Source organism: Cellulosimicrobium sp. BMG9.23, from assembly GCF_059159985.1.
In genome coordinates, this window is sequence record NZ_JBZGBZ010000005.1 from 1 (window position 1) to 17697 (window position 17697).

Genomic DNA, 17697 nt, shown 5'->3' on the forward strand with positions numbered 1-17697 from the left:
GCCTCCAGTCGTTTCCGACTCTTGCGCGGGGCTTCGTTTCTCAGCCTACCAGACCCGGATCTTCGTCCCGAACCCGGTCGAACCGGAAATTCGTTCAGAATGACCTCTTGTCTGGCCCCCGAACTGTACCGCAGGCGCAGCATGCTGCACTCACGTCCAGAAGAAGGGGATTCGCCTGCGGGACCAGCCACTTCGCGTCTGCTCCGAAGAGCTACGCCGTGGTGTCTGTTCCTCCCTGCCGGGCGACCTCGAGAACATTACGGGGATCGCGGCGCGCGGTCAAACGCGCTCCGGGTGACCCCGCTCACCCCGCTCAGGGAGCTCATCCCGCTCCTGCCGGGGCCCGCCTGGGCCTGCCCGAGCCACCGGCGAGGCGCTCCGCGACCTGCCGCGCGGCGTCGTGCAGCTCGTGCGGCCCCACGACCGTCACGGGGACGTCGAACATGCCGAACCAGGCCGCGAGCCCACCCCAGGACCACGAGCCCGCGGTCACCCGGCAACGGTTCTCGCCGAGCGCCTCGACGACCGCGGCGTCCCCGACCCACGGTGCGACGTGGTCCGCGCTCGCGCCCAGCTCGGCCGTGCCGCGGACGGGCCATGCAGGACGAGAGAACGCCTGCGAGACGTAGGTCGCGACGTCGGGCGCGGGGAGGTCGCGGGGCCGGAACCGCGGGCCGTCGCCCGAGCGCGGCGTCATCCGGTCCACGCGGAACGTGCGCCAGTCGTCGCGATCGAGGTCCCAGGCCACGAGGTACCACCGGCCACCCCACGTGACGAGGTGGTGCGGCTCGACCCGGCGCGGCGGTCGGAAGCCGGCAGAGTCCGCGGCGTTCGCCGGGCGCAGCACTTCTCCCGACCCGCCGTCGTAGTCGAAGCGCACCACGCGCCGCTCGCGCGCCGCGGTGCCGATCGCCACGAGGACGTCCGGGCGCACCGCCGGACGCTCGGACTCCCGGCCGCGCGGGACCGCCGTCACCTCGAGCGCGTCGATCCGGCCGCGCAGCCGTGCGGGCATGACCTGGCGGATGGTGGCGAGCGCGCGGGCCGCCGCGTCCTCGACGCCCGGGAGGTTCGCGGTCCGCAGGGCGAGCGCCACGGCGACGGCCTGCTCGTCGTCGAACAGCAGCGGCGGCAGGTCGACGCCCGCGTCGAGGCGGTACCCGCCGTCCGGTCCCTTCGTGGCCTGCACCGGGTAGCCGAGCTCGCGCAGCCGGTCGACGTCGCGTCGGACCGTGCGCGGGCTGACCGCGAGGCGCTCCGCCAGCGCGGGTCCCGGCCAGTCCCGCCGTGCCTGCAGGAGGGACAGCAGCGTGAGAAGTCGGCCGGAGGTCTCGAGCATGTCTCCAGAGTCGCACGCAGTAGAGGCCAGGACCTGACCGCTATACCGGGAAGAGTGGTCTTCAGCCGGTGCGGAGCCGGCAGGTTCACCGATCCGCAGAAGACCACCACCACGCCCCGGAGGACACCGTGATCCGTACCCGAGCCCTGACGAAGGACTTCCCCGTCGGGCGCGACGCGAGCAGGACCGTGCACGCCGTGCGCGGCATCGACCTCGACGTCGCGCCCGGCGAGCTCGTCGCCGTCCTCGGCCCCAACGGCGCCGGCAAGACGACCACGCTGCGCATGCTCACGACGCTCATCCGCCCGACGTCGGGCACGGCGACGGTCGCCGGTCTCGACGTGGTCACGCAGCCCGACGCCGTCCGCCGCAGCATCGGCTACGTCGGGCAGGGAAACGCGGCCGGTCACGGCCAGCGCGCCGTCGACGAGCTCGTGAGCCAGGCGCGCATCCACGGCCTCGACCGGCGTGCCGCCCGGCGTCGCGCCGACGAGCTGCTCGACGTGCTCGAGCTCACCGCCCAGCGCACGCGCAAGGTCTCCGACCTGTCGGGCGGTCAGCGACGCCGCCTCGACGTCGCGATGGGCCTCGTGCACTCCCCCGCGCTGCTCTTCCTCGACGAGCCGACGACCGGGCTCGACCCCCACAACCGCGCGAACCTGTGGGAGCACGTCGGCCGGATGCGCGCCGACGCCGTCGCGACGACGGGCGCGCCCATGACCGTCGTCCTCACGACCCACTACCTCGACGAGGCGGACACGATGGCCGAGCGCGTCGTCGTCGTCGACCACGGCGAGGTCATCGCGGACGACACCGCCGCGAAGCTCAAGGCCGACCTCGCGGGCGACCGCGTCGTCGTCGCGGTGGACGGATCCGCGTCCGACGGGTCCGCGCCCGACGCCGCCCGGGACGACGACGCCGCTCGCCTCGCCGAGGTCGCCGCCCGGGTCGAGGGGTTCCGGGAGGTGCTCGCGCGGGAAGGCTCGCAGGTGACGGTCCGAGCGGAGCGTGGCGACGCGTACCTCCCCCGCCTCCTGCGCGCGGCGGACGCCACGGGGATCGCGGTCGCGACGGCGCACGTGCACCGCCCGACGCTCGACGACGTCTTCCTCGCCCTCACCGGCCGCAGCCTCCGCGAGGCCGGCGCCACCGACCCCGCCACCGGCGGCGCGCCGTCCGACGCGCCGACCATCGACCCCGCCGGGTCCACGACCCGGCCCACCGAGAGGACCGCAGCATGAGCGCCGTCGACACCCGCACCGCCGTCCCCGCGACGCCGCCCGCTCCCGCCCGCGCGTCGTCGCGACGCCACGTCGTCCGCGACACCGGCATCGTCCTCGCGCGCGAGCTGCGGCCCGTGGTGCGCGACCCGTTCTCCGTCGTGTTCGGCCTGGTGCAGCCGCTCGTCTTCCTCGGGCTGTTCGGCCCGCTGCTCGTGGGCTCCCTCGGGGGCACCGAGGTGCTGGGCGGCAGCGTCTGGCAGTGGTTCGTGCCGTCGATCCTCGTCATGACCACGCTGTTCGGCACGTCCGCGACGGGCTCGAACCTGCTGTTCGAGCTCCAGACGGGAGCGCACGAGCGCATGCTCGTCGCGCCGCTGTCCCGCTCGTCGCTGCTCGTCGGGCGGGCGCTCAAGGAGATGGTGCCGATCGTCGCGCAGTCGGTGATCGTCGTGCTCGTCATGCTGCCGTTCGGGTTCGAGCTGCACCTCGCCGGCGCGGTCCTGGGCCTCGTGCTCCTCGCGGTGCTCGGCGTCGGGATCGGCGCGCTGTCCTACGCGCTGGCCCTCGCGGTGCGCAAGCAGGACTGGATGTTCTGGATGGTCCAGCAGACCGTGCTGTTCCCGCTCATGCTCCTGTCCGGGATGCTGCTGCCGCTCGAGTCCGGGCCGCGCTGGATGCAGGTCGCCGCGGCGGTGAACCCGCTGAAGTACGTGGTCGACGCGGAGCGGGCGCTGTTCGCGGGCGACCTCGGCGCCACCGCGGTCGCCTGGGGCTGGGTCGCCGCGGTCGTGACGGCCGTCTTCGGCCTCGCCGTCGGGATCCGCGCGATGGTCACGTCGACCGACTGACACCACGGGTCGGCGAGGAACGTGCCGGACCCCGGGTCGCCGTCAGGCGTGGTGGGTGCGGAACGCGTCGGTGAGCGAGGGGCCGTCGTCGCCGAGGCGCCACACGCTCCAGCCGTCCGCCGTCGCGGTCCCCGAGACCGCGACGGCGGCGAGGTCGGGGTGCCGGTAGCGGGCGCCGTCGGCCAGCTCGATGAAGCCGTCGGGCTGCAGGACGGCCTCGAACCGCTGACCCCGGCGCGGGCGCGACCACACGAGGTGGCGCGGGCTGCCCAGGCTGCGCGCGAGCGCCACGAGGTCCGGGTCGTCGTCGGGACCGAGCGGCACGTCGACGACGCCGGGCGCGGGAACCGGGGCGACCTCGCGACCGACGAGGGGATCGGGCTCGAGACCGGCCGGGGGCTGGTAGGACAGCGGGTCGTACGAGCGCTCGGCCGCCGGGGGGTGCTGCTGGCCGTACTCGTGCGTGAGGATCGACTCGCGTGTCCGGACCGACTCCCGCGTGCGCACCGACTCGCGCGTGAGGATCGACGTCCGCGGCACGCGGGTGTCGTCGCCGCTGCCCGCGGGCCGGCGGTCGGCCCACGTGCTCGGTTCGTCGGACCACGTGCGCTGCTCGGGCGTGGGACGCGCCGTCGACGGGTCCTCGACGGGGACGAAGTCCAGGATCGGCAGGCCGTCCTCCGCGGCGGGGCCGCCGAGGGGGATCTCGAGCGGCACGGGCGCGAGCTGCCCCGTGACGTCGGCGGACGACGACGTCGACCCGTAGGTCGTGCTCGACTCGAGCTCGCGACGTCGCTCCGCGCGCGACCGCGCGTGCTGCGTCACCACGGGAAACTTGCCGGTCAGCGCTCGGCCCACGGCGACGCCGTCCGCGAAGTCGGAGGGGGGCGCCGTCTCCCGGGCGCGCACGGGCGTGCGCTCCGGAGCCGGGGGCGTCTCGGGACGGCCGACCGCGAGCGGCGACACGTCCACATAGCGGCGTCCGTCGGCGCCGTGCACGACGCCGAGCCGTAGCACCGCGACGGGCGAGCCGGGCTGGCGCAGGAAGTCGAGCGCGTCCTCGATGCCCGGCGCGGCGCTCGAGCAGATGACGATGAGCCGGGCGCCCGTGGTGCGCGCCGTGGCCTGCGACCGCGTGAGCGGCACGTTGTCGTAGAACGCGGCGACGTCCTGCTGGAAGCGCGACGCCCCGCCCGTGTACCGGGCGGCGAGCTCGGCACGCGTGAGCCGTCCGGCCCGGCCCGCGTGGTTCAGAGCAGCCGTCAGCGCGCTCTCCGTGAGCTCGGCCGTCACCTCGATGACCACCGGCAGCCCGGCCGCGTCGAGCGCGAGGAGGTGCGGCTCGTCGTCGGACGTCCCTTGCTTGACGGGGAAGATCTGCTCGCCGAGCAGGCTGTCGAGGTTGCCGTCGACCACGCGCTGCGCGTCGGTCCCGAAGGCGCCGGCCGGCTGGGGCGGCTGGACGAGCAACGGACGCTCGGCGTCCACCTCGAAGAGGGGCATCGGGGGGTCTCCTGCTGCATTGCGGAACGCGACCGGGGCGGGGTCGTTTGCCGCTTAGCCTACGTCGCCGGTCAAGTCCCGCGAACAGCCCGAACCCGTACGGTTCGGGCGCCGGGAAGTGCGCAGGTCAGGCAGGCCCGGGCTGCCCCTCGTCGGCCGCCAGACGTTCCTCGACGCGCTCGACCTTGCCCGTGAGCTCGCCCGTCCGACCCGGCCGGATGTCGGCCTTGATGACCAGCGACACGCGGTGCCCGCCGGCCCCGACCGCCTCCGTGGCCCGCTGGATGACGGGCATGACCTCGTCCCAGTCCCCTTCGATCTCGGTGAACATCGACGTCGTGCGGTTCGGCAGGCCCGACTCGCGGACGATGCGGACGGCCTCGGCGACGGAGTCCGCGACGGACTCGCCGGCACCGAGCGGGGCGACGGAGAAGGCGAAGACGGCCATGGGGCCCATGGTGGCACGGCGCTGACCGCGCTCGCCCGCGACGTAGGCTCGGTCCGTGACTGAGGGCGTGACGACCGACGCGGTGACCGTGCTGGCCGGAGGTGTCGGGGGCGCCCGGCTCGCCCACGGCATGGACCTCGCGGGGACGGACCTCACGGTCGTCGTCAACGTCGCCGACGACGTCGAGCTGCACGGCCTCGCGATCTCGCCCGACCTCGACACCGTGACGTACACGCTCGCCGGTCTGGCCGACGAGGAGCGCGGCTGGGGCGTGGTCGGCGAGACCTACGCGACGCTCGAGGCGATGGGCCGGCTCGGCGAGGACACGTGGTTCACGCTCGGCGACAAGGACCTCGCGACGCACGTCGTGCGCACCGCCCGGCTGCGCGCGGGGGCACCGCTGTCCGCGGTGACCGCTGATCTCACCCGCGCGCTCGGCGTCCGGGCGCGCGTCCTGCCCGTCACCGACGACCGCGTGGCGACGCTCGTCGACACTCCCGGCGGGCGGCTCGGCTTCCAGGAGTACTTCGTCGGTCGGCACCACGCCGACGACGTCCTCGGACTCGTCTACGACGGCATCGAGGCCGCGCGCCCGGCGCCCGGTGTCGTCGAGGCGGTGCGCGACGCCGCGGTGGTGGTGGTCGCGCCGTCGAACCCGTTCCTGTCCGTCGCGCCCGTGCTGGGCGTGCCCGGGGTGCGCGAGGCGCTCGTCGGGTCGCGCGCGCACCGCGTCGCGGTGAGCCCGATCGTCGGCGGGCGGGCGATCAAGGGGCCCGCAGCGCAGATGCTCGCGACGCTCGGCCACGAGGTGTCCGCGCTCGGCGTCGCGCGCCTCTACACGGGCCTCGTCGACCACATGGTGATCGACGAGCGCGACGCGCACCTCGCGGAGGACGTCGCGGCGCTCGGCCTGCGCGTCCTCGTCACCGACACCGTCATGGGCGGCGCCGACGGCCGCGAGCGCCTCGCGCGGGAGATCCTGGCGGCGGCGCGTGGCTGAGCGCTCGTCGGTGTCTGGCGAGGCGGGAGAGGTTGAGGGTCTCGCTCCGGGCCCGCTCTCCGTGCCCGACGGCGTGGCGCACCTCGGTGAGGTGACGCGCCCGGGGCGCGTGGTCGCCGTCGTGCCGCTGCGCGACGGGACGTCCGGGAAGTCGCGCCTCGCGCACGTCCTCGACCCGGCGGCGCGGAGCCGGCTGGTCACCGTCCTGGCGCGGCACGTGGTGTCGACGCTGCTCGCGTCCGAGGCGGTGGAGCGGGTGGTCGTCGTGACGTCGGACCCGCGGTTCACGTGGCGGGCGCTGCGGGACCTCGTGGTGGAGGCCGCGAGTGGCCGGGACGACGAGGCCGGCGCGCACGACGGACCGCCCCTGCTCACCGACGACGCCGACCGGCTCCGCATCGTGCTGCAGCCCGCGGACCGACCGGGGCTGAACGAGGCGGTCGAGGTGGGCCGCGAGATCGCGACGCAGGACGGCGCCGTGCGGCTGCTCGTCGCGCACGCGGACCTCCCGGCGCTCACGACCGACGACATCGCCGCGCTGCTCGCCGAGGAGGCCCCGGTCGTGATCGCGACGGACCGGCACCGCTCGGGCACGAACCTGCTCGTCCTCTCCGCGGACGCGTCCGCACCGCCGAGCACGACCTCGGGGTCGTGTTCCGCCGCAGAACGACCTCACGGTCGTGTTCAGCACGAGTTCCGGTTCCGGTTCGGCGTCGACAGCCTCGCCGCGCACCTCGCGGAGGCCGCCGCGCGCGGGCTGGGGGTCGCCGTCGTGCAGCGACCCGGGACGGCGACCGACCTCGACACGATCGACGACTGGGGCGAGCTGCCCGCGCAGGTACGGGCCGCCGTCGGGCAGCACGTGCCCGGCCTGGCCACCGGCAGCGCCGGCTAGGCGCGCTCCGCAGAACTGGAGTGAAGCTCAGATCGAGCTTAAGTAGACATTGACAAGATTGTAGCCACCGCGTAGCGTCGCACCGTCAATCTAGCCAGTGTCACGTTCGCGGGAGTCCTCATGACCGTCCTCACCCTTCTCATCTCGACGCTCGCGTTTCGCGGCGTCGGTGCCCTCGGGGTGAGCCGTCTCGCGTCGTGGCGCGCCGCCGCCGTCCACGGGCTGGCCGTGATGCTGGTCATGACTGCCAGCGCTCATTTCGCACCCGGCGACGTGACTGTCATGCCCAACCATGACGACCTGGTCGCGATGGTCCCGCCCTCGCTTCCGTTCCCTTCGGCAATCATCTACCTCACCGGGGTGCTCGAACTGCTCGGGGCCGCTGGCCTGGTCATCGCCCCGACGAGGCGGTGGGCGGGCGCGTGCGTGGCGCTGCTGCTCGTCGTGCTGCTCCCTGGAAACGTGTATGCGGCGGTCGAGGGGATCGAGCTCGCGGGCGAGCCGGCCACGCCACTGTGGCAGCGAGTTCCCGAGCAGCTCCTCTACATTGCTGTGGCCTTATGGGCAACGATCGGCCGCAGGCCCGGTGCTCGCGCGCAGGAGCGCTCGGCCGCGACTTCGGCCGCGTGAACCGGTCCAGTCCTGAAGATGACCCGGCGCGGAACCTTCGTGGTCGGGGTTTCTACGCGTCCTTCGCGTGCCGTTCGGGGAGCAGTCGGCCGAGCACGGGCCGGGCCACGGTCACCGGGTCGGCACCGACAGGGAACTCGAGCGCACCGCCCAGCCACAGGCTCGCGAAGCCGTGGGCGATCGACCATCCGGCGAGGGCGACGCTTCGTTGGTCAGGATCGTCCGCTGCGACTTCGTGCGCTGCGCGCGTCAGCACGACAGCCGCACGTTGTTCTGCCGCTTGGACTTCCGGGTCGTCGGCCCGGTAGAGCGTCCGTTGGTACATCAGCTCGAAATGGACCGGGTGCGCGACGGCGAACCGCACGTACGCCAGCCCGGTTTCGAGGAAGTCTCCGTCGCCGCCCTCCAGCTCGTCGGCAAAAAGCTCGAATGCCTCCGCCGCCAGCGCTGTGAACAGGCCCGTCCTGTCGCCGAAATGATGGGCGGGCGCAGCGTGCGACACACCGGCGAGGCGCGCCAGCTCTCGCATGCTCCAGCCGTCCACGCCCGACTGCCTGATGGCTTCGACGGCGGCGGTGAGAATGGTTCGGCGCAGGTCGCCATGATGGTATCCAGCCTTCGTCAAGGGACGCCTCTCTCCGGGCCAACTGCCCTGGGGGTCAAGGAAACTAGTCATCGCAAAGATACACGGCGGGTATCCCGTCTGGTCAGTCTGCGCGGTCGTAGGCACGGCACGGCATGACAGTCGTCGGCATCGACGCCCACAAAACTGGCACACGCTCGTCGCGGTCGACGACGGATGAGTCGCGGTGGAGGACTGCCGCCACGTGACCCGCGGACTGGAGGCAGACTTGCTCGACGTCGGGCACAAGGTCGTGCGGGCCACACTCGCTTGGTGCCGGACATGCGCCGGTCCGGGCGGGAGCCAGGCAAGTCCACCCCTTCACGCTGGAGGTTTCGGCATCATCAGGTGCAAACCTCGCGCACGCCCCTGCCCGCTGCGCGACCAGCCTGTGGGCTCCCTCGGAACGCCGCGGAGGCGGCGTGGTCCACGTGGCCGCACCGCAGGCGTCGGTCCGGGTGCCGACCTGCGAGCTCTTCGCGCGCTGCCACACATACACCGCGGTACGCGCCCGATCGAGGGGTGCGCGGTGCCCTACGACCTCACGGTCGCGGAACTGGTCCTCGGCTTCCGGGCCTAGCTGCCCCAGCGGCCGCGGTGCACGACGTCGTCGAGCGGCTTGCGGGCCCGACGGCGCGGCGACCCGCTCGGGCCGGCGTCACCCGGGTGGCCGAGCGCGACGACGCCCGTCGGTGCGTACTCGTCGGGGATGTCGAACGCCGCGCGCAGCCGCGGCACCTCGCCCGGCTGCACGCCGAAGAAGCAGGCGCCGAGCCCTTCGTCGACCGCGGTCTGGAGCATGAGCAGCGACGCCATGCCCGCGTCGACGTGCCAGTAGGGCACAGCCCACCGGTTCTCGTCGCGGTCGGCCCAGCCCTTGTCGTCCTCGGCGTACCGCCGCAGGTAGGCGTCCTTCGACGTGAGGACGAGCACGATGACGGGCGCCGTGCGCATGCCGTCGAGCCACGCGCTCATGTCCCGCTCCGGGTCCTGGGGCGACGACGCGGCCCAGAAGCGCGCGACGTCGTCGGGCTCGGTGAGGACCACGAACGCCCAGCCCTGCGCGAAGCCCGCGCTCGGTGCGCGGACGGCGTTGCGCAGCACGCGGTCGACCGACGAGGGATCGACGGGGTCGGGCGTGAACCGCCGGACCATGCGGCGGCGGCGCACGACGTCCTGGAACTCCATGCCCCGATGGTGCCAGGTCGAGAGGTCGCTCAGGTGATCTCTCGACCCGACACAGGGCTCGGCATGGCGACGTGACTCACACGGCGTCGAGGCGGGCCCGGACCTCGGGGTCGAGGTCGAGGTCGGCCGCGCCGAGGAGCTCGTCGAGCTGCTGGACCGTGCTCGGCCCGATCACCGGGACCACCGGGTGCTCGCCGCCGAGGAGCCACGCGAGCACGACCTGGTTCGGCGTGGCGCCGGTCTGGCCCGCGACCTCGTGCAGGGTGCGGATCCGCTCGCGCGTCGACGCGTGGTCGAAGCCCTCCCACAGCGGCTTGTCGCGGCGCACGTACGCGCCCTGGAGGATCGGCGAGTACGCGACGACGGCGAGCGGCGGGCGCTCCGGCGTCCCGGTCGACGCCACGTAGTCGAGCAGCTCGTACGACGCCCAGTTGTGCCGCCCCGGCTCGGGTGTCGGGTAGGCGTACGTGAAGTTCTGCTGGACGAGCCCATAGGGCGCGATGCCCTGCCGCAGCGCCTCCTCGCGCGCTTCGACCACGCGCCACAGCGCGACGTTCGAGATGCCCGTGATTCCCACGGACCCCTCGGCCTGCAGCTTGCCGAACGCGCCGACCGTCTCCGCGAGCGGGGTGTCGAGGTCGTCGACGTGCCCGTAGAGGACGTCGAGGTGGTCGACGCCGAGGTGACGCAGGCTCTCGTGCGCCTCCCGCTCGACGACGTCCGCCGCGAGCCCCTGGAAGTTCGTCGGCTCCACGTTCTGCAGCGGCAGCGCCGGGTCCTTCTTCGCTGCGCCGAGCTTCGTCGCGAGGCGGACCTGGTCGCGGACCCCGCGGGTCGCGAGCCAGCGGCCGAGCAGGTCCTCGCTGTCCCGGCCGTAGCCGCCCCTCCAGAAGCTGTAGTTGTTCGCGGTGTCGAGGAACGTGCCGCCGGCCTCGAGGTAGCGGTCGAGGATCGCGAACGAGGTGTCCTCGTCCACCTGGGTGCCCATGTTCATCGTGCCGAGGCACAGGGTCGAGACGTCGAAGGTGGTGCGGCCGTCGCCGATGGTGCGGTAACGCATGGTGATCTCCTGTCGAGAGGGTGGTCCTGGTGACGGCTCCACGCTAGGGAGAGATCGGCACGGGTGTACGGTCCGATTCCATGACTCCTGACCAGACCACTTCGCCGGATGGCGGCCCGACGGCGTCCCTCGCCTGGGAGGCCCTGCTCGACCTGGACGCAGGGTCGGGATCGCGCGTCGTGCGGCTCGAGCACGCGATCCGCGAGGCCGTCCGCTCGGGCCGCGTCGGCGTCGGCGCCGCGCTCCCGCCGAGCCGGCAGCTCGCCGAGACGCTCGGGGTCTCCCGGTGGGTCGTCACCGAGGCCTACGGGCAGCTCGTCGCCGAGGGGTTCCTGGAGGGCCGCGCAGGCTCCGCGACGCGGGTGTCCGCGGCGGCCGCGACCCGGCACGGCACGAGCCTGGCGGGAGAGACGGTGCGCGCGGGTCGTGACGGGCCCGGCGGGGGCCGCGGGGAACGAGCGGCGGACGGTGGACCCGCACGCGCCGTCTCTCCCGCCGGCCAGGCTCATCCCGGGCGCCCTCGGTTCGACCTCGCCCCGGGAGTGCCCGACCTGCGCCACGTGCCGCGCGACGCGTGGCTGCGCGCGGCGCGCGACGTGCTGGGCTCGTCGTCCGGTGCGGCGTCGAACGACGACCTCGGTGCCCCCGCACCGGGCGGGCACCCGACGGCGCGGTCGGTCGTCGCGGGCCACCTGCGCCGCGCTCGCGTCGTCGCTGCGCCCGACGACGCCGTGGTGCTCGTGCACGGCGCGACCGACGGCATGGGTCGCGTGGCCGCCGCGCTCGCCGCGGCCGGGCACACGCACCTGATCGTCGAGGACCCGAGCTGGCCCGTGCTGCGCGACGTCGCGGCACGCGCCGGGCTGACACCGGTGCCCGTCCCCGTGGACGCGGACGGCGTGGACACGGGCGCGCTCGTCGCCGCCTCGCGACGGACGGGCGCACGCGCAGCGCTGCTCACCCCGGCGCACCAGTTCCCGACCGGGACGGCGCTGACCCCCGAGCGCCGGGAGGCCGTCGTGGCGTGGGCGCGCGACGTCGACGGCCTCGTCGTCGAGGACGACTACGACGCCGAGTTCCGCTACGACCGCCGCCCGATCGCCGCGCTCCAGGGACTCGACCCTGACCGGGTGCTGCTGCTGGGCTCGATCAGCAAGACCGTGTCCCCCGCGTTCGGGATCGGGTGGATGGTCGTCCCGGCGCGGTGGCGCGAATCCGTGGCGCGTGGGGCAGGCCCGACGGCGGGGCCGTCCGTCGTCGAGCAGCTCACCTTCGCGCGCTTCGTCGCGTGCGGTGCGTACGACCGGCACCTGCGTGCGGCGCGGCGACGCTATCGCGGCCGTCGTGACGCGGTGCTCGCCGCGCTGGCCCGTCACCTGCCGAACGCCGCGGTGCGCGGCCTCGCCGCCGGGATGCACGCGCTGCTCGACCTGGGCGACGACGCACCCGACGCGGCCCACGTCGTGCGGGAGGCGGCGGCGCGCGAGGTGGCGGTCGTGGACCTGCGCCGCTACCGGTCCGCCCCCGGCGAGCGCTCGACCACGCTCGTGCTCGGGTACGGGAACCTCGCCGACGCGCGGGTCGACGAGGCGGTGCGACGGCTCGCCGACGCCGTGCGGGCGGCCGGAGCGGCATAGCAGCTCTCGCCGAGGCGACGGGCCACCCGGCTCGTCCGCCGCGACGGCGAGAGGCTCTACCTCGGCGCCGGGGCCGGTGCGCCGTCGAGCGTGAGAAGGTCGAGCGCGGCGTCGAGGTTCGCGAGCGCCTGCGGGTGGTCGACCCGCGTGAGGAGGAAGGCCGAGACCAGCAGCGCGGTGCACAGGTCGGCGACGCGGTCGTGCTCGGCCGGGGCACGGTCGGGGAAGCGGGCGACGACGCCGGCCCGGATCGCCGCGCGCAGCTCGGCCCGGTAGGCGGCCACGGTCTCGCGCACGACCACGTCCTTCCCGATCGGCGCTCCCGCGGCGTTGATGAGCAGGCAGCCGCTGTCCGCCTGGACCGTGCCCGGCGCGGCGAGGGCGGCGCGCAGCCCGACGAAGTAGTCGACCACCGCGTCCGGGGGCACCTCGGGAGCCGTGAGCGCCGCGAGCCGCGGGCGGACGACCTCGTCGAGATAGCTCGTCACCGCGGCGTCGAACAGCCCGCGCTTGCTCCCGAACGCGTGGTAGAGGCTCGACCGGCGCAGCCCCGTCGCACCTTCGAGCAGCGGCAGCGACGCGTCCTCGTAGCCGTGCTCCCAGAATGCCGCGCGCGCGGCGCGCACCACGTCGGTCGTCTCGAACGACTGCGGTCTGCCCACCCGGTGCTCCTCGTCATTTTTGTGAACCGTGCAGTCCAGTATAGATTGTGTAACGCTCAGTACAGAATCCCGGCGCCCGCCGGGCCGTCGAAGGGACGTGCCACCGTGATCGCCGTCGGACTCGTGCTCGCCACCGCAGCGGCGGCGCTCCACGTCGTGATCTTCTACCTGGAGTCCGTCGCGTGGACGACTCCCCGGGCCCGCGCGACCTTCGCCACCACGGCGGAGGAAGCCGAGGCCACACGGTCGCTCGCGTTCAACCAAGGGTTCTACAACCTGTTCCTCGCGATCGTCACCGTGCTGGGCGTCGTCCTCCACGTCGCGGGCGAGACGACCGTCGGCACGACGCTCGTCCTCACGGGCACCGGGTCGATGTTCGCGGCCGCGCTCGTCCTGTTCCTCTCGTCCCGCACGCACCGCGCGGCCGCCGTCAAGCAGGGCACGCTCCCGCTCCTCGCGGTCCTGGCGGTCGTCGTCGCCCTCGTGTCCTGACCCACCAGAAGCCGCCACACCCGACCCCACCGGAGGCCCTCCGCATGACGTCCGCCCGCAGCACCCAGGTCCAGCTCGCCGCCCGCCCCGAGGGCTGGCCGACGCACGACGACTTCCGCACCGTCACCGTCGAGTACGGCGACCTCGCCCCCGGCGAGGTGCGCGTGGTCAACGAGTTCGTGTCCGTCGACCCGTACATGCGCGGCCGCATGAACGACGTGAAGAGCTACACCCCGCCCTTCGCGCTCGGCGAGACCATGACCGGCGGTGCGGTGGGCCGCGTCGTCGAGACGTCCGTCGACGACCTGCCCGTCGGGGCGCTCGTCCTGCACCAGCACGGCTGGCGCGACGTCGCGCAGGAGGACGCCGCCGGGTTCCGCGTGGTGCCGGAGATCCCCGGCCACCCGTCGTCGGTGCACCTGGGGATCCTGGGCATGACCGGGCTGACGGCCTACGTCGGCCTCACCGCGATCGCCGGCATGAAGTCCGGCGACACGGTCCTCGTCTCGGGCGCCGCGGGTGCCGTCGGGACGGCGGCCGGGCAGATCGCCCGCCTGCTGGGCGCGTCGCGCGTCGTCGGGTCCGCGGGAGGCCCGCAGAAGGCCGGGCTCCTCACGTCGCGCTACGGCTACGACGCCGCCCTCGACTACAAGGCCGCGCCCGTGCGCGAGCAGCTTCCCGCGCTCGTGCCGGACGGCGTGGACGTGTTCTTCGACAACGTCGGCGGCGACCACCTCGAGGCCGCGCTCGACGTCATGAGCGACGGCGGACGGGTCGCCCTGTGCGGGGCGATCGCCGGGTACAACACGACCGACCGTGCCCCCGGCCCGGACAACCTGTCGAACCTCATCACGCGCGGCCTCACGCTGCGCGGCTTCACGCTCGGCGGCTACCTCGGCCTCTCCGGCGAGTTCCGTGAGCGCATGACCGGCTGGTTCGCCGGCGGGAAGATCGCCTACGACGAGACGGTCGTCGACGGCATCGACCACGCGGTCGACGCGTTCCTCGACATGATGCGCGGCGGCAACGTCGGCAAGATGGTCGTGCGCGTCGACCGCTCGTAGGTCAGAGGCGCTCGGCGAGGAGCTCGACGAGCGCCTTGCCCTGCACCCCCGCGAGGTCGTCGGCCTGGGTGCGGCACGAGAACCCGTCGGCGAGGTACACGTCGCCGGGCTCGGCGTCGCGCAGCGCGGGCAGCAGGGCGTTCTCCGCGACCGCGACCGACGTCTCGTAGTGGCCCTTCTGCATCCCGAAGTTCCCCGCGAGGCCGCAGCACCCGGCGAGGACCTTGACCGTCGCGCCGGCGTCGCGCAGCAGGCGCTCGTCGGCGGCGAAGCCCATCACCGAGTGCTGGTGGCAGTGCGGCTGCACGACGGCGGTCACGTCCGAGAGGTCGGGCACGCGCCACCCGGAGTCCTTGCCGGGGGCCGTGTCGACCGACGTCAGCAGCTCCGCGAGCGTGCGCGTCGCGCGCGAGACGGCCAGAGCGCGCGGGTCCTCGGGGAACAGGTCGACGAGGTCGGAGCGCAGGACCGCGGTGCACGACGGCTCGAGCCCCATGATCGGGATGCCGTTCACGGCGTACGGGCCGAGGACCGACAGCAGGTTCTCGAGGCGCTTGCGCGCGCCGTCGAGCTGGCCCGTGCTGATCCACGTGAGGCCGCAGCACGCCTCCTGCTCGGGGACCACGACGTCGTACCCCGCGGCCGTGAGGACCTTGACGGCCGCCTGAGGAACGCCGGGCGACATGTTGTCGCTGAACGAGTCGGTCCACAGGACGACCCGTGGGCGCTCATCGCGCACGGGCCGGCCCGGTGTCTGGCCGACGCGCAGACCCGGCACGCCCTGCGTCGCGCCGCCGCGCTTCCACCACGTGCGGAAGGGGACCTCGGCGAACGTCGTCATCTTGCGGCGCGTATCCATGCCGCCCGCCCACAGGACCGTCTTCGCGATCGGCCGGAACCCGAGGAGCTTGTTGGCCAGGCGCGGCATCCCCGTCGCGAGCCGCGCCCAGATCGGCAGCCACCCGAGCGAGTAGTGGTCGACCGGGCGCACCTTCCCGCGATATGTACGGTAGAGCACCTCCGACTTGTACTGCGCCATGTCGACGCCCGCCGGGCAGTCGCTCGAGCACGCCTTGCACGACAGGCACAGGTCGAGCGACTCGTGCACCTCGGGTGCCGCGAGCCCGCCGACGAGCGTCCCGTTGACCGCCTCCTGGAGCACGCGCGCGCGGCCCCGTGTGACGTCCTTCTCGTCCTTCGTCGCCAGGTACGACGGGCACATGAACCCGCCCGCGGCGCTCGTGTCGGCGCGGCACTTCCCGACGCCCACGCAGCGGTGCACGGCCTGCGTCATGTCACCGTGGTCGTGCGCGAACGAGAAGCCCTGATAGCCCGCGCGGCGCGAGATCTTCGAGACCTTCACGGGAGCCGTCGTACCGGGGCCGCCCGCGGCGCCGACCGCCGAGAGCACGGGGTGGGCCTGTGGGCGGCGCAGGTCGTCGTCGATCGCGCGCGGGCGCACGACGACGCCCGGGTTCATCACGTCCCGCGGGTCGAACAGCGCCTTGAAGCGTTCGAGGAGCGCGATCGCCTCCGGGCTGTACATCAGCGGGAGGAGCTCGGAGCGGGCGCGCCCGTCGCCGTGCTCGCCGGACAGCGAGCCGCCGTACTTCGCGACCAGCTCCGCCGCCTCGAGCATGAACGTGCGCAGCACCGACCCCGACGCCTCGAGCGGCAGGTCGATCCGCAGGTGCACGCAGCCGTCGCCGAAGTGCCCGTACGGCAGGCCGTCGACGCCGTAGCGCGCCATGAGCTCGTCGAGGTCGCGCAGGTAGGCGCCCAGCTTCTCCGGCGGGACCGCCGAGTCCTCCCAGCCCGGCCACGCCTGCTCCCCGGACGGCGTGCGCCCGGCCAGGCCCGCGCCGTCGGCCCGGATCTGCCACATCTGGGTGGCCTCCGGTCCGGCCGGGAGGATCATCGTCGCCTCGCTGCCCGACGCCGCGACGATCGCCTCCGCGCTCGCCATCGCCTCCTCCGGGGTCGCGCCGCCGACCTCGACCATGAGCCACCCCGCACCCGGCGGCAGCGGCGGGACCGAGGCGTCGCCCTTGGCGCGACGCACGACGTCGACGAGGCGCGCGTCGAGCCCCTCGACCGCGAGAGGGCTGAGGCCCAGGAAGGTCGGGACGTCGTCGGCGGCCGACGGCATGTCCGGATACCCCAGGACGACGAGAGTCGGCTTGGACGGCACCGGGACGAGCCGGACCGTGGCCTCGAGGATCGTCACGAGCGTGCCCTCGGTCCCCACGAGCGCCTTCGCGAGGTCGGAGCCGTTCTCCGGGAGGAGGTGCTCGAGCGAGTAGCCCGACACCTGGCGGCCGAAGCGACCGAACTCGGTGCGGATCAGGGCCAGGTTCTCGCGGACGAGGTCGGCCAGGCCGGGGACCGCGGCGAACGTCGGGTCACCCTTCCCGGCGGTGAAGCGCCGGCCGGTCCCGTCCACGACGTCGAGCTCGAGCACGTTGTCGGCCGTGCGACCGTAGGCCACGGCGTGCGGGCCGCACGCGTTGTTGCCGATCATGCCGCCGAGCGTCGCGCGGTTCTGCGTCGAGGGGTCCGGGCCGAAGCGCAGCCCGTGCGGGGCCGCCGCCTGCTGGAGCGCCGACATGACGACGCCCGGCTCGACGCGCGCGGTCCGGGCCTCGGGGTCGACGTGGAGCACGCGGTGCACGTGCCGCGAGAAGTCGAGGACGACGCCCGGGCCGACCGAGTTGCCCGCGACCGACGTCCCCGCGCCACGGGCGGTGATCGGCACCTCGAGCTCGCGCGCGACGTCGAGCGCGGCGACCGCGTCGTCGACGTCCTCCGGGAGCACCACGACCTCGGGCAGCACACGGTAGTTGGAGGCGTCCGTGGAGTACTCGGCACGACGACGGGACGACGGGTCCACGTCACCGCGCGTCACGGTGCGGAGCGCGTCGGCGAGCGCCGCGCGGGCGGCGTCGGCGGCGCGCTCGGCCTCGCGCAGGGCCGCGGCGTGCTCGGCCTCGGCGGCGGTGACGGCGCCGGAGCCGGACCGCCGCGAGCCGTTCCCGTCGTGCTGCCGGGCGGGGGTCGGGGTGGCGTCGATCTCAGCGGACACGTCG

General features: G+C 73.8%; 16 protein-coding genes. 8 read left to right on the plus strand and 8 right to left on the minus strand.

What is annotated here, in order from left to right:
* Window positions 1-322: 322 nt before the first annotated feature.
* Window positions 323-1339 (minus strand): helix-turn-helix transcriptional regulator, encoded by a 1017-nt coding sequence (locus AC4H2G_RS08790; RefSeq protein ID WP_494365382.1) that lies wholly within the window; start codon window positions 1337-1339, stop codon window positions 323-325.
* A gap of 128 nt (window positions 1340-1467) precedes the next feature.
* Here AC4H2G_RS08790 and AC4H2G_RS08795 point away from each other — a divergent pair, with 128 nt between their 5' ends.
* Both AC4H2G_RS08795 and AC4H2G_RS08800 read left to right on the plus strand, forming a co-directional pair.
* Window positions 1468-2580 carry an ATP-binding cassette domain-containing protein gene (locus AC4H2G_RS08795; protein WP_494365383.1) on the plus strand — a complete coding sequence of 371 codons (1113 nt, stop codon included), beginning with the start codon at window positions 1468-1470 and terminating at the stop codon, window positions 2578-2580.
* Complete coding sequence (locus AC4H2G_RS08800) at window positions 2577-3410, plus strand: ABC transporter permease (protein WP_494365384.1); 834 nt, start codon at window positions 2577-2579, stop codon at window positions 3408-3410. Before AC4H2G_RS08795 ends, AC4H2G_RS08800 begins: the two co-directional genes overlap by 4 nt.
* A 42-nt stretch (window positions 3411-3452) precedes the next feature.
* Here the strand turns inward: AC4H2G_RS08800 and AC4H2G_RS08805 are convergent, their stop codons facing one another.
* The gene (locus AC4H2G_RS08805; RefSeq protein WP_494365385.1) at window positions 3453-4913 is read right to left on the minus strand and encodes a restriction system modified-DNA reader domain-containing protein; all 1461 of its coding nucleotides are present in this window, start codon (window positions 4911-4913) and stop codon (window positions 3453-3455) included.
* 127 nt (window positions 4914-5040) lie between these two features.
* A complete protein-coding gene (locus tag AC4H2G_RS08810) occupies window positions 5041-5361 on the minus strand; it encodes an MTH1187 family thiamine-binding protein (RefSeq protein WP_494365386.1) in 321 nt (106 codons plus the stop codon).
* A 55-nt stretch (window positions 5362-5416) separates the two neighbouring features.
* On the opposite strand from AC4H2G_RS08810, the gene cofD reads away from it, so the two are divergent.
* The 3 genes from cofD (at window position 5417) to AC4H2G_RS08825 (ending at window position 7886) form a co-directional block, all read left to right on the plus strand.
* Window positions 5417-6361, plus strand: a complete 945-nt coding sequence (gene cofD, locus AC4H2G_RS08815; RefSeq protein ID WP_494365387.1) for a 2-phospho-L-lactate transferase — start codon at window positions 5417-5419, stop codon at window positions 6359-6361.
* Window positions 6354-7256: a CofC family guanylyltransferase gene (locus AC4H2G_RS08820; RefSeq protein ID WP_494365388.1), complete on the plus strand. Its 903-nt coding sequence runs from the start codon at window positions 6354-6356 to the stop codon at window positions 7254-7256. The genes cofD and AC4H2G_RS08820 overlap by 8 nt, the downstream gene beginning before the upstream one ends.
* A 120-nt stretch (window positions 7257-7376) precedes the next feature.
* Window positions 7377-7886 carry a DoxX family protein gene (locus tag AC4H2G_RS08825; RefSeq protein WP_494365389.1) on the plus strand — a complete coding sequence of 170 codons (510 nt, stop codon included), beginning with the start codon at window positions 7377-7379 and terminating at the stop codon, window positions 7884-7886.
* Window positions 7887-7938: 52 nt separating this feature from the next.
* On the opposite strand, the gene AC4H2G_RS08830 is transcribed toward AC4H2G_RS08825, so the two are convergent.
* The 3 genes from AC4H2G_RS08830 to AC4H2G_RS08840 form a co-directional block, all read right to left on the minus strand.
* Entirely contained in the window at window positions 7939-8511 is a 573-nt protein-coding gene (locus AC4H2G_RS08830) for a TetR/AcrR family transcriptional regulator (RefSeq protein ID WP_494365390.1), read from the minus strand.
* Window positions 8512-9084: 573 nt separating this feature from the next.
* Window positions 9085-9696: a nitroreductase family protein gene (locus AC4H2G_RS08835; protein WP_494365391.1), complete on the minus strand. Its 612-nt coding sequence runs from the start codon at window positions 9694-9696 to the stop codon at window positions 9085-9087.
* A 76-nt stretch (window positions 9697-9772) separates the two neighbouring features.
* Window positions 9773-10756 (minus strand): aldo/keto reductase, encoded by a 984-nt coding sequence (locus AC4H2G_RS08840; RefSeq protein ID WP_494365392.1) that lies wholly within the window; start codon window positions 10754-10756, stop codon window positions 9773-9775.
* A gap of 80 nt (window positions 10757-10836) precedes the next feature.
* Here AC4H2G_RS08840 and pdxR point away from each other — a divergent pair, with 80 nt between their 5' ends.
* Window positions 10837-12393, plus strand: a complete 1557-nt coding sequence (pdxR, locus tag AC4H2G_RS08845; protein ID WP_494365393.1) for a MocR-like pyridoxine biosynthesis transcription factor PdxR — start codon at window positions 10837-10839, stop codon at window positions 12391-12393.
* Between the two features lie 56 nt (window positions 12394-12449).
* Here pdxR and AC4H2G_RS08850 read toward each other — a convergent pair whose 3' ends face one another.
* Window positions 12450-13055 carry a TetR/AcrR family transcriptional regulator gene (locus AC4H2G_RS08850; RefSeq protein WP_494365394.1) on the minus strand — a complete coding sequence of 202 codons (606 nt, stop codon included), beginning with the start codon at window positions 13053-13055 and terminating at the stop codon, window positions 12450-12452.
* A gap of 105 nt (window positions 13056-13160) precedes the next feature.
* Here AC4H2G_RS08850 and AC4H2G_RS08855 point away from each other — a divergent pair, with 105 nt between their 5' ends.
* Complete coding sequence (locus AC4H2G_RS08855; protein WP_494365395.1) at window positions 13161-13547, plus strand: DUF1304 family protein; 387 nt, start codon at window positions 13161-13163, stop codon at window positions 13545-13547.
* 44 nt (window positions 13548-13591) lie between these two features.
* On the plus strand, window positions 13592-14611 hold the full coding sequence (locus tag AC4H2G_RS08860) for an NADP-dependent oxidoreductase (RefSeq protein WP_494365396.1): 1020 nt from the start codon (window positions 13592-13594) through the stop codon (window positions 14609-14611).
* A gap of 1 nt (window position 14612) precedes the next feature.
* Here the strand turns inward: AC4H2G_RS08860 and AC4H2G_RS08865 are convergent, their stop codons facing one another.
* Entirely contained in the window at window positions 14613-17579 is a 2967-nt protein-coding gene (locus AC4H2G_RS08865; protein WP_494365747.1) for an FAD-binding and (Fe-S)-binding domain-containing protein, read from the minus strand.
* Window positions 17580-17697: the final 118 nt, after the last annotated feature.

Coding starts and splice junctions, on each gene's coding strand:
- AC4H2G_RS08840 (WP_494365392.1), bottom strand. CDS start 10,756: ATGCGTTACCGCACCATCGGCGACGGCCGCACCACCTTCGACGTCTCG.
- pdxR (WP_494365393.1), top strand. CDS start 10,837: ATGACTCCTGACCAGACCACTTCGCCGGATGGCGGCCCGACGGCGTCC.
- AC4H2G_RS08790 (WP_494365382.1), bottom strand. CDS start 1,339: ATGCTCGAGACCTCCGGCCGACTTCTCACGCTGCTGTCCCTCCTGCAG.
- AC4H2G_RS08810 (WP_494365386.1), bottom strand. CDS start 5,361: ATGGCCGTCTTCGCCTTCTCCGTCGCCCCGCTCGGTGCCGGCGAGTCC.
- AC4H2G_RS08835 (WP_494365391.1), bottom strand. CDS start 9,696: ATGGAGTTCCAGGACGTCGTGCGCCGCCGCCGCATGGTCCGGCGGTTC.
- AC4H2G_RS08800 (WP_494365384.1), top strand. CDS start 2,577: ATGAGCGCCGTCGACACCCGCACCGCCGTCCCCGCGACGCCGCCCGCT.
- AC4H2G_RS08805 (WP_494365385.1), bottom strand. CDS start 4,913: ATGCCCCTCTTCGAGGTGGACGCCGAGCGTCCGTTGCTCGTCCAGCCG.
- AC4H2G_RS08825 (WP_494365389.1), top strand. CDS start 7,377: ATGACCGTCCTCACCCTTCTCATCTCGACGCTCGCGTTTCGCGGCGTC.
- AC4H2G_RS08860 (WP_494365396.1), top strand. CDS start 13,592: ATGACGTCCGCCCGCAGCACCCAGGTCCAGCTCGCCGCCCGCCCCGAG.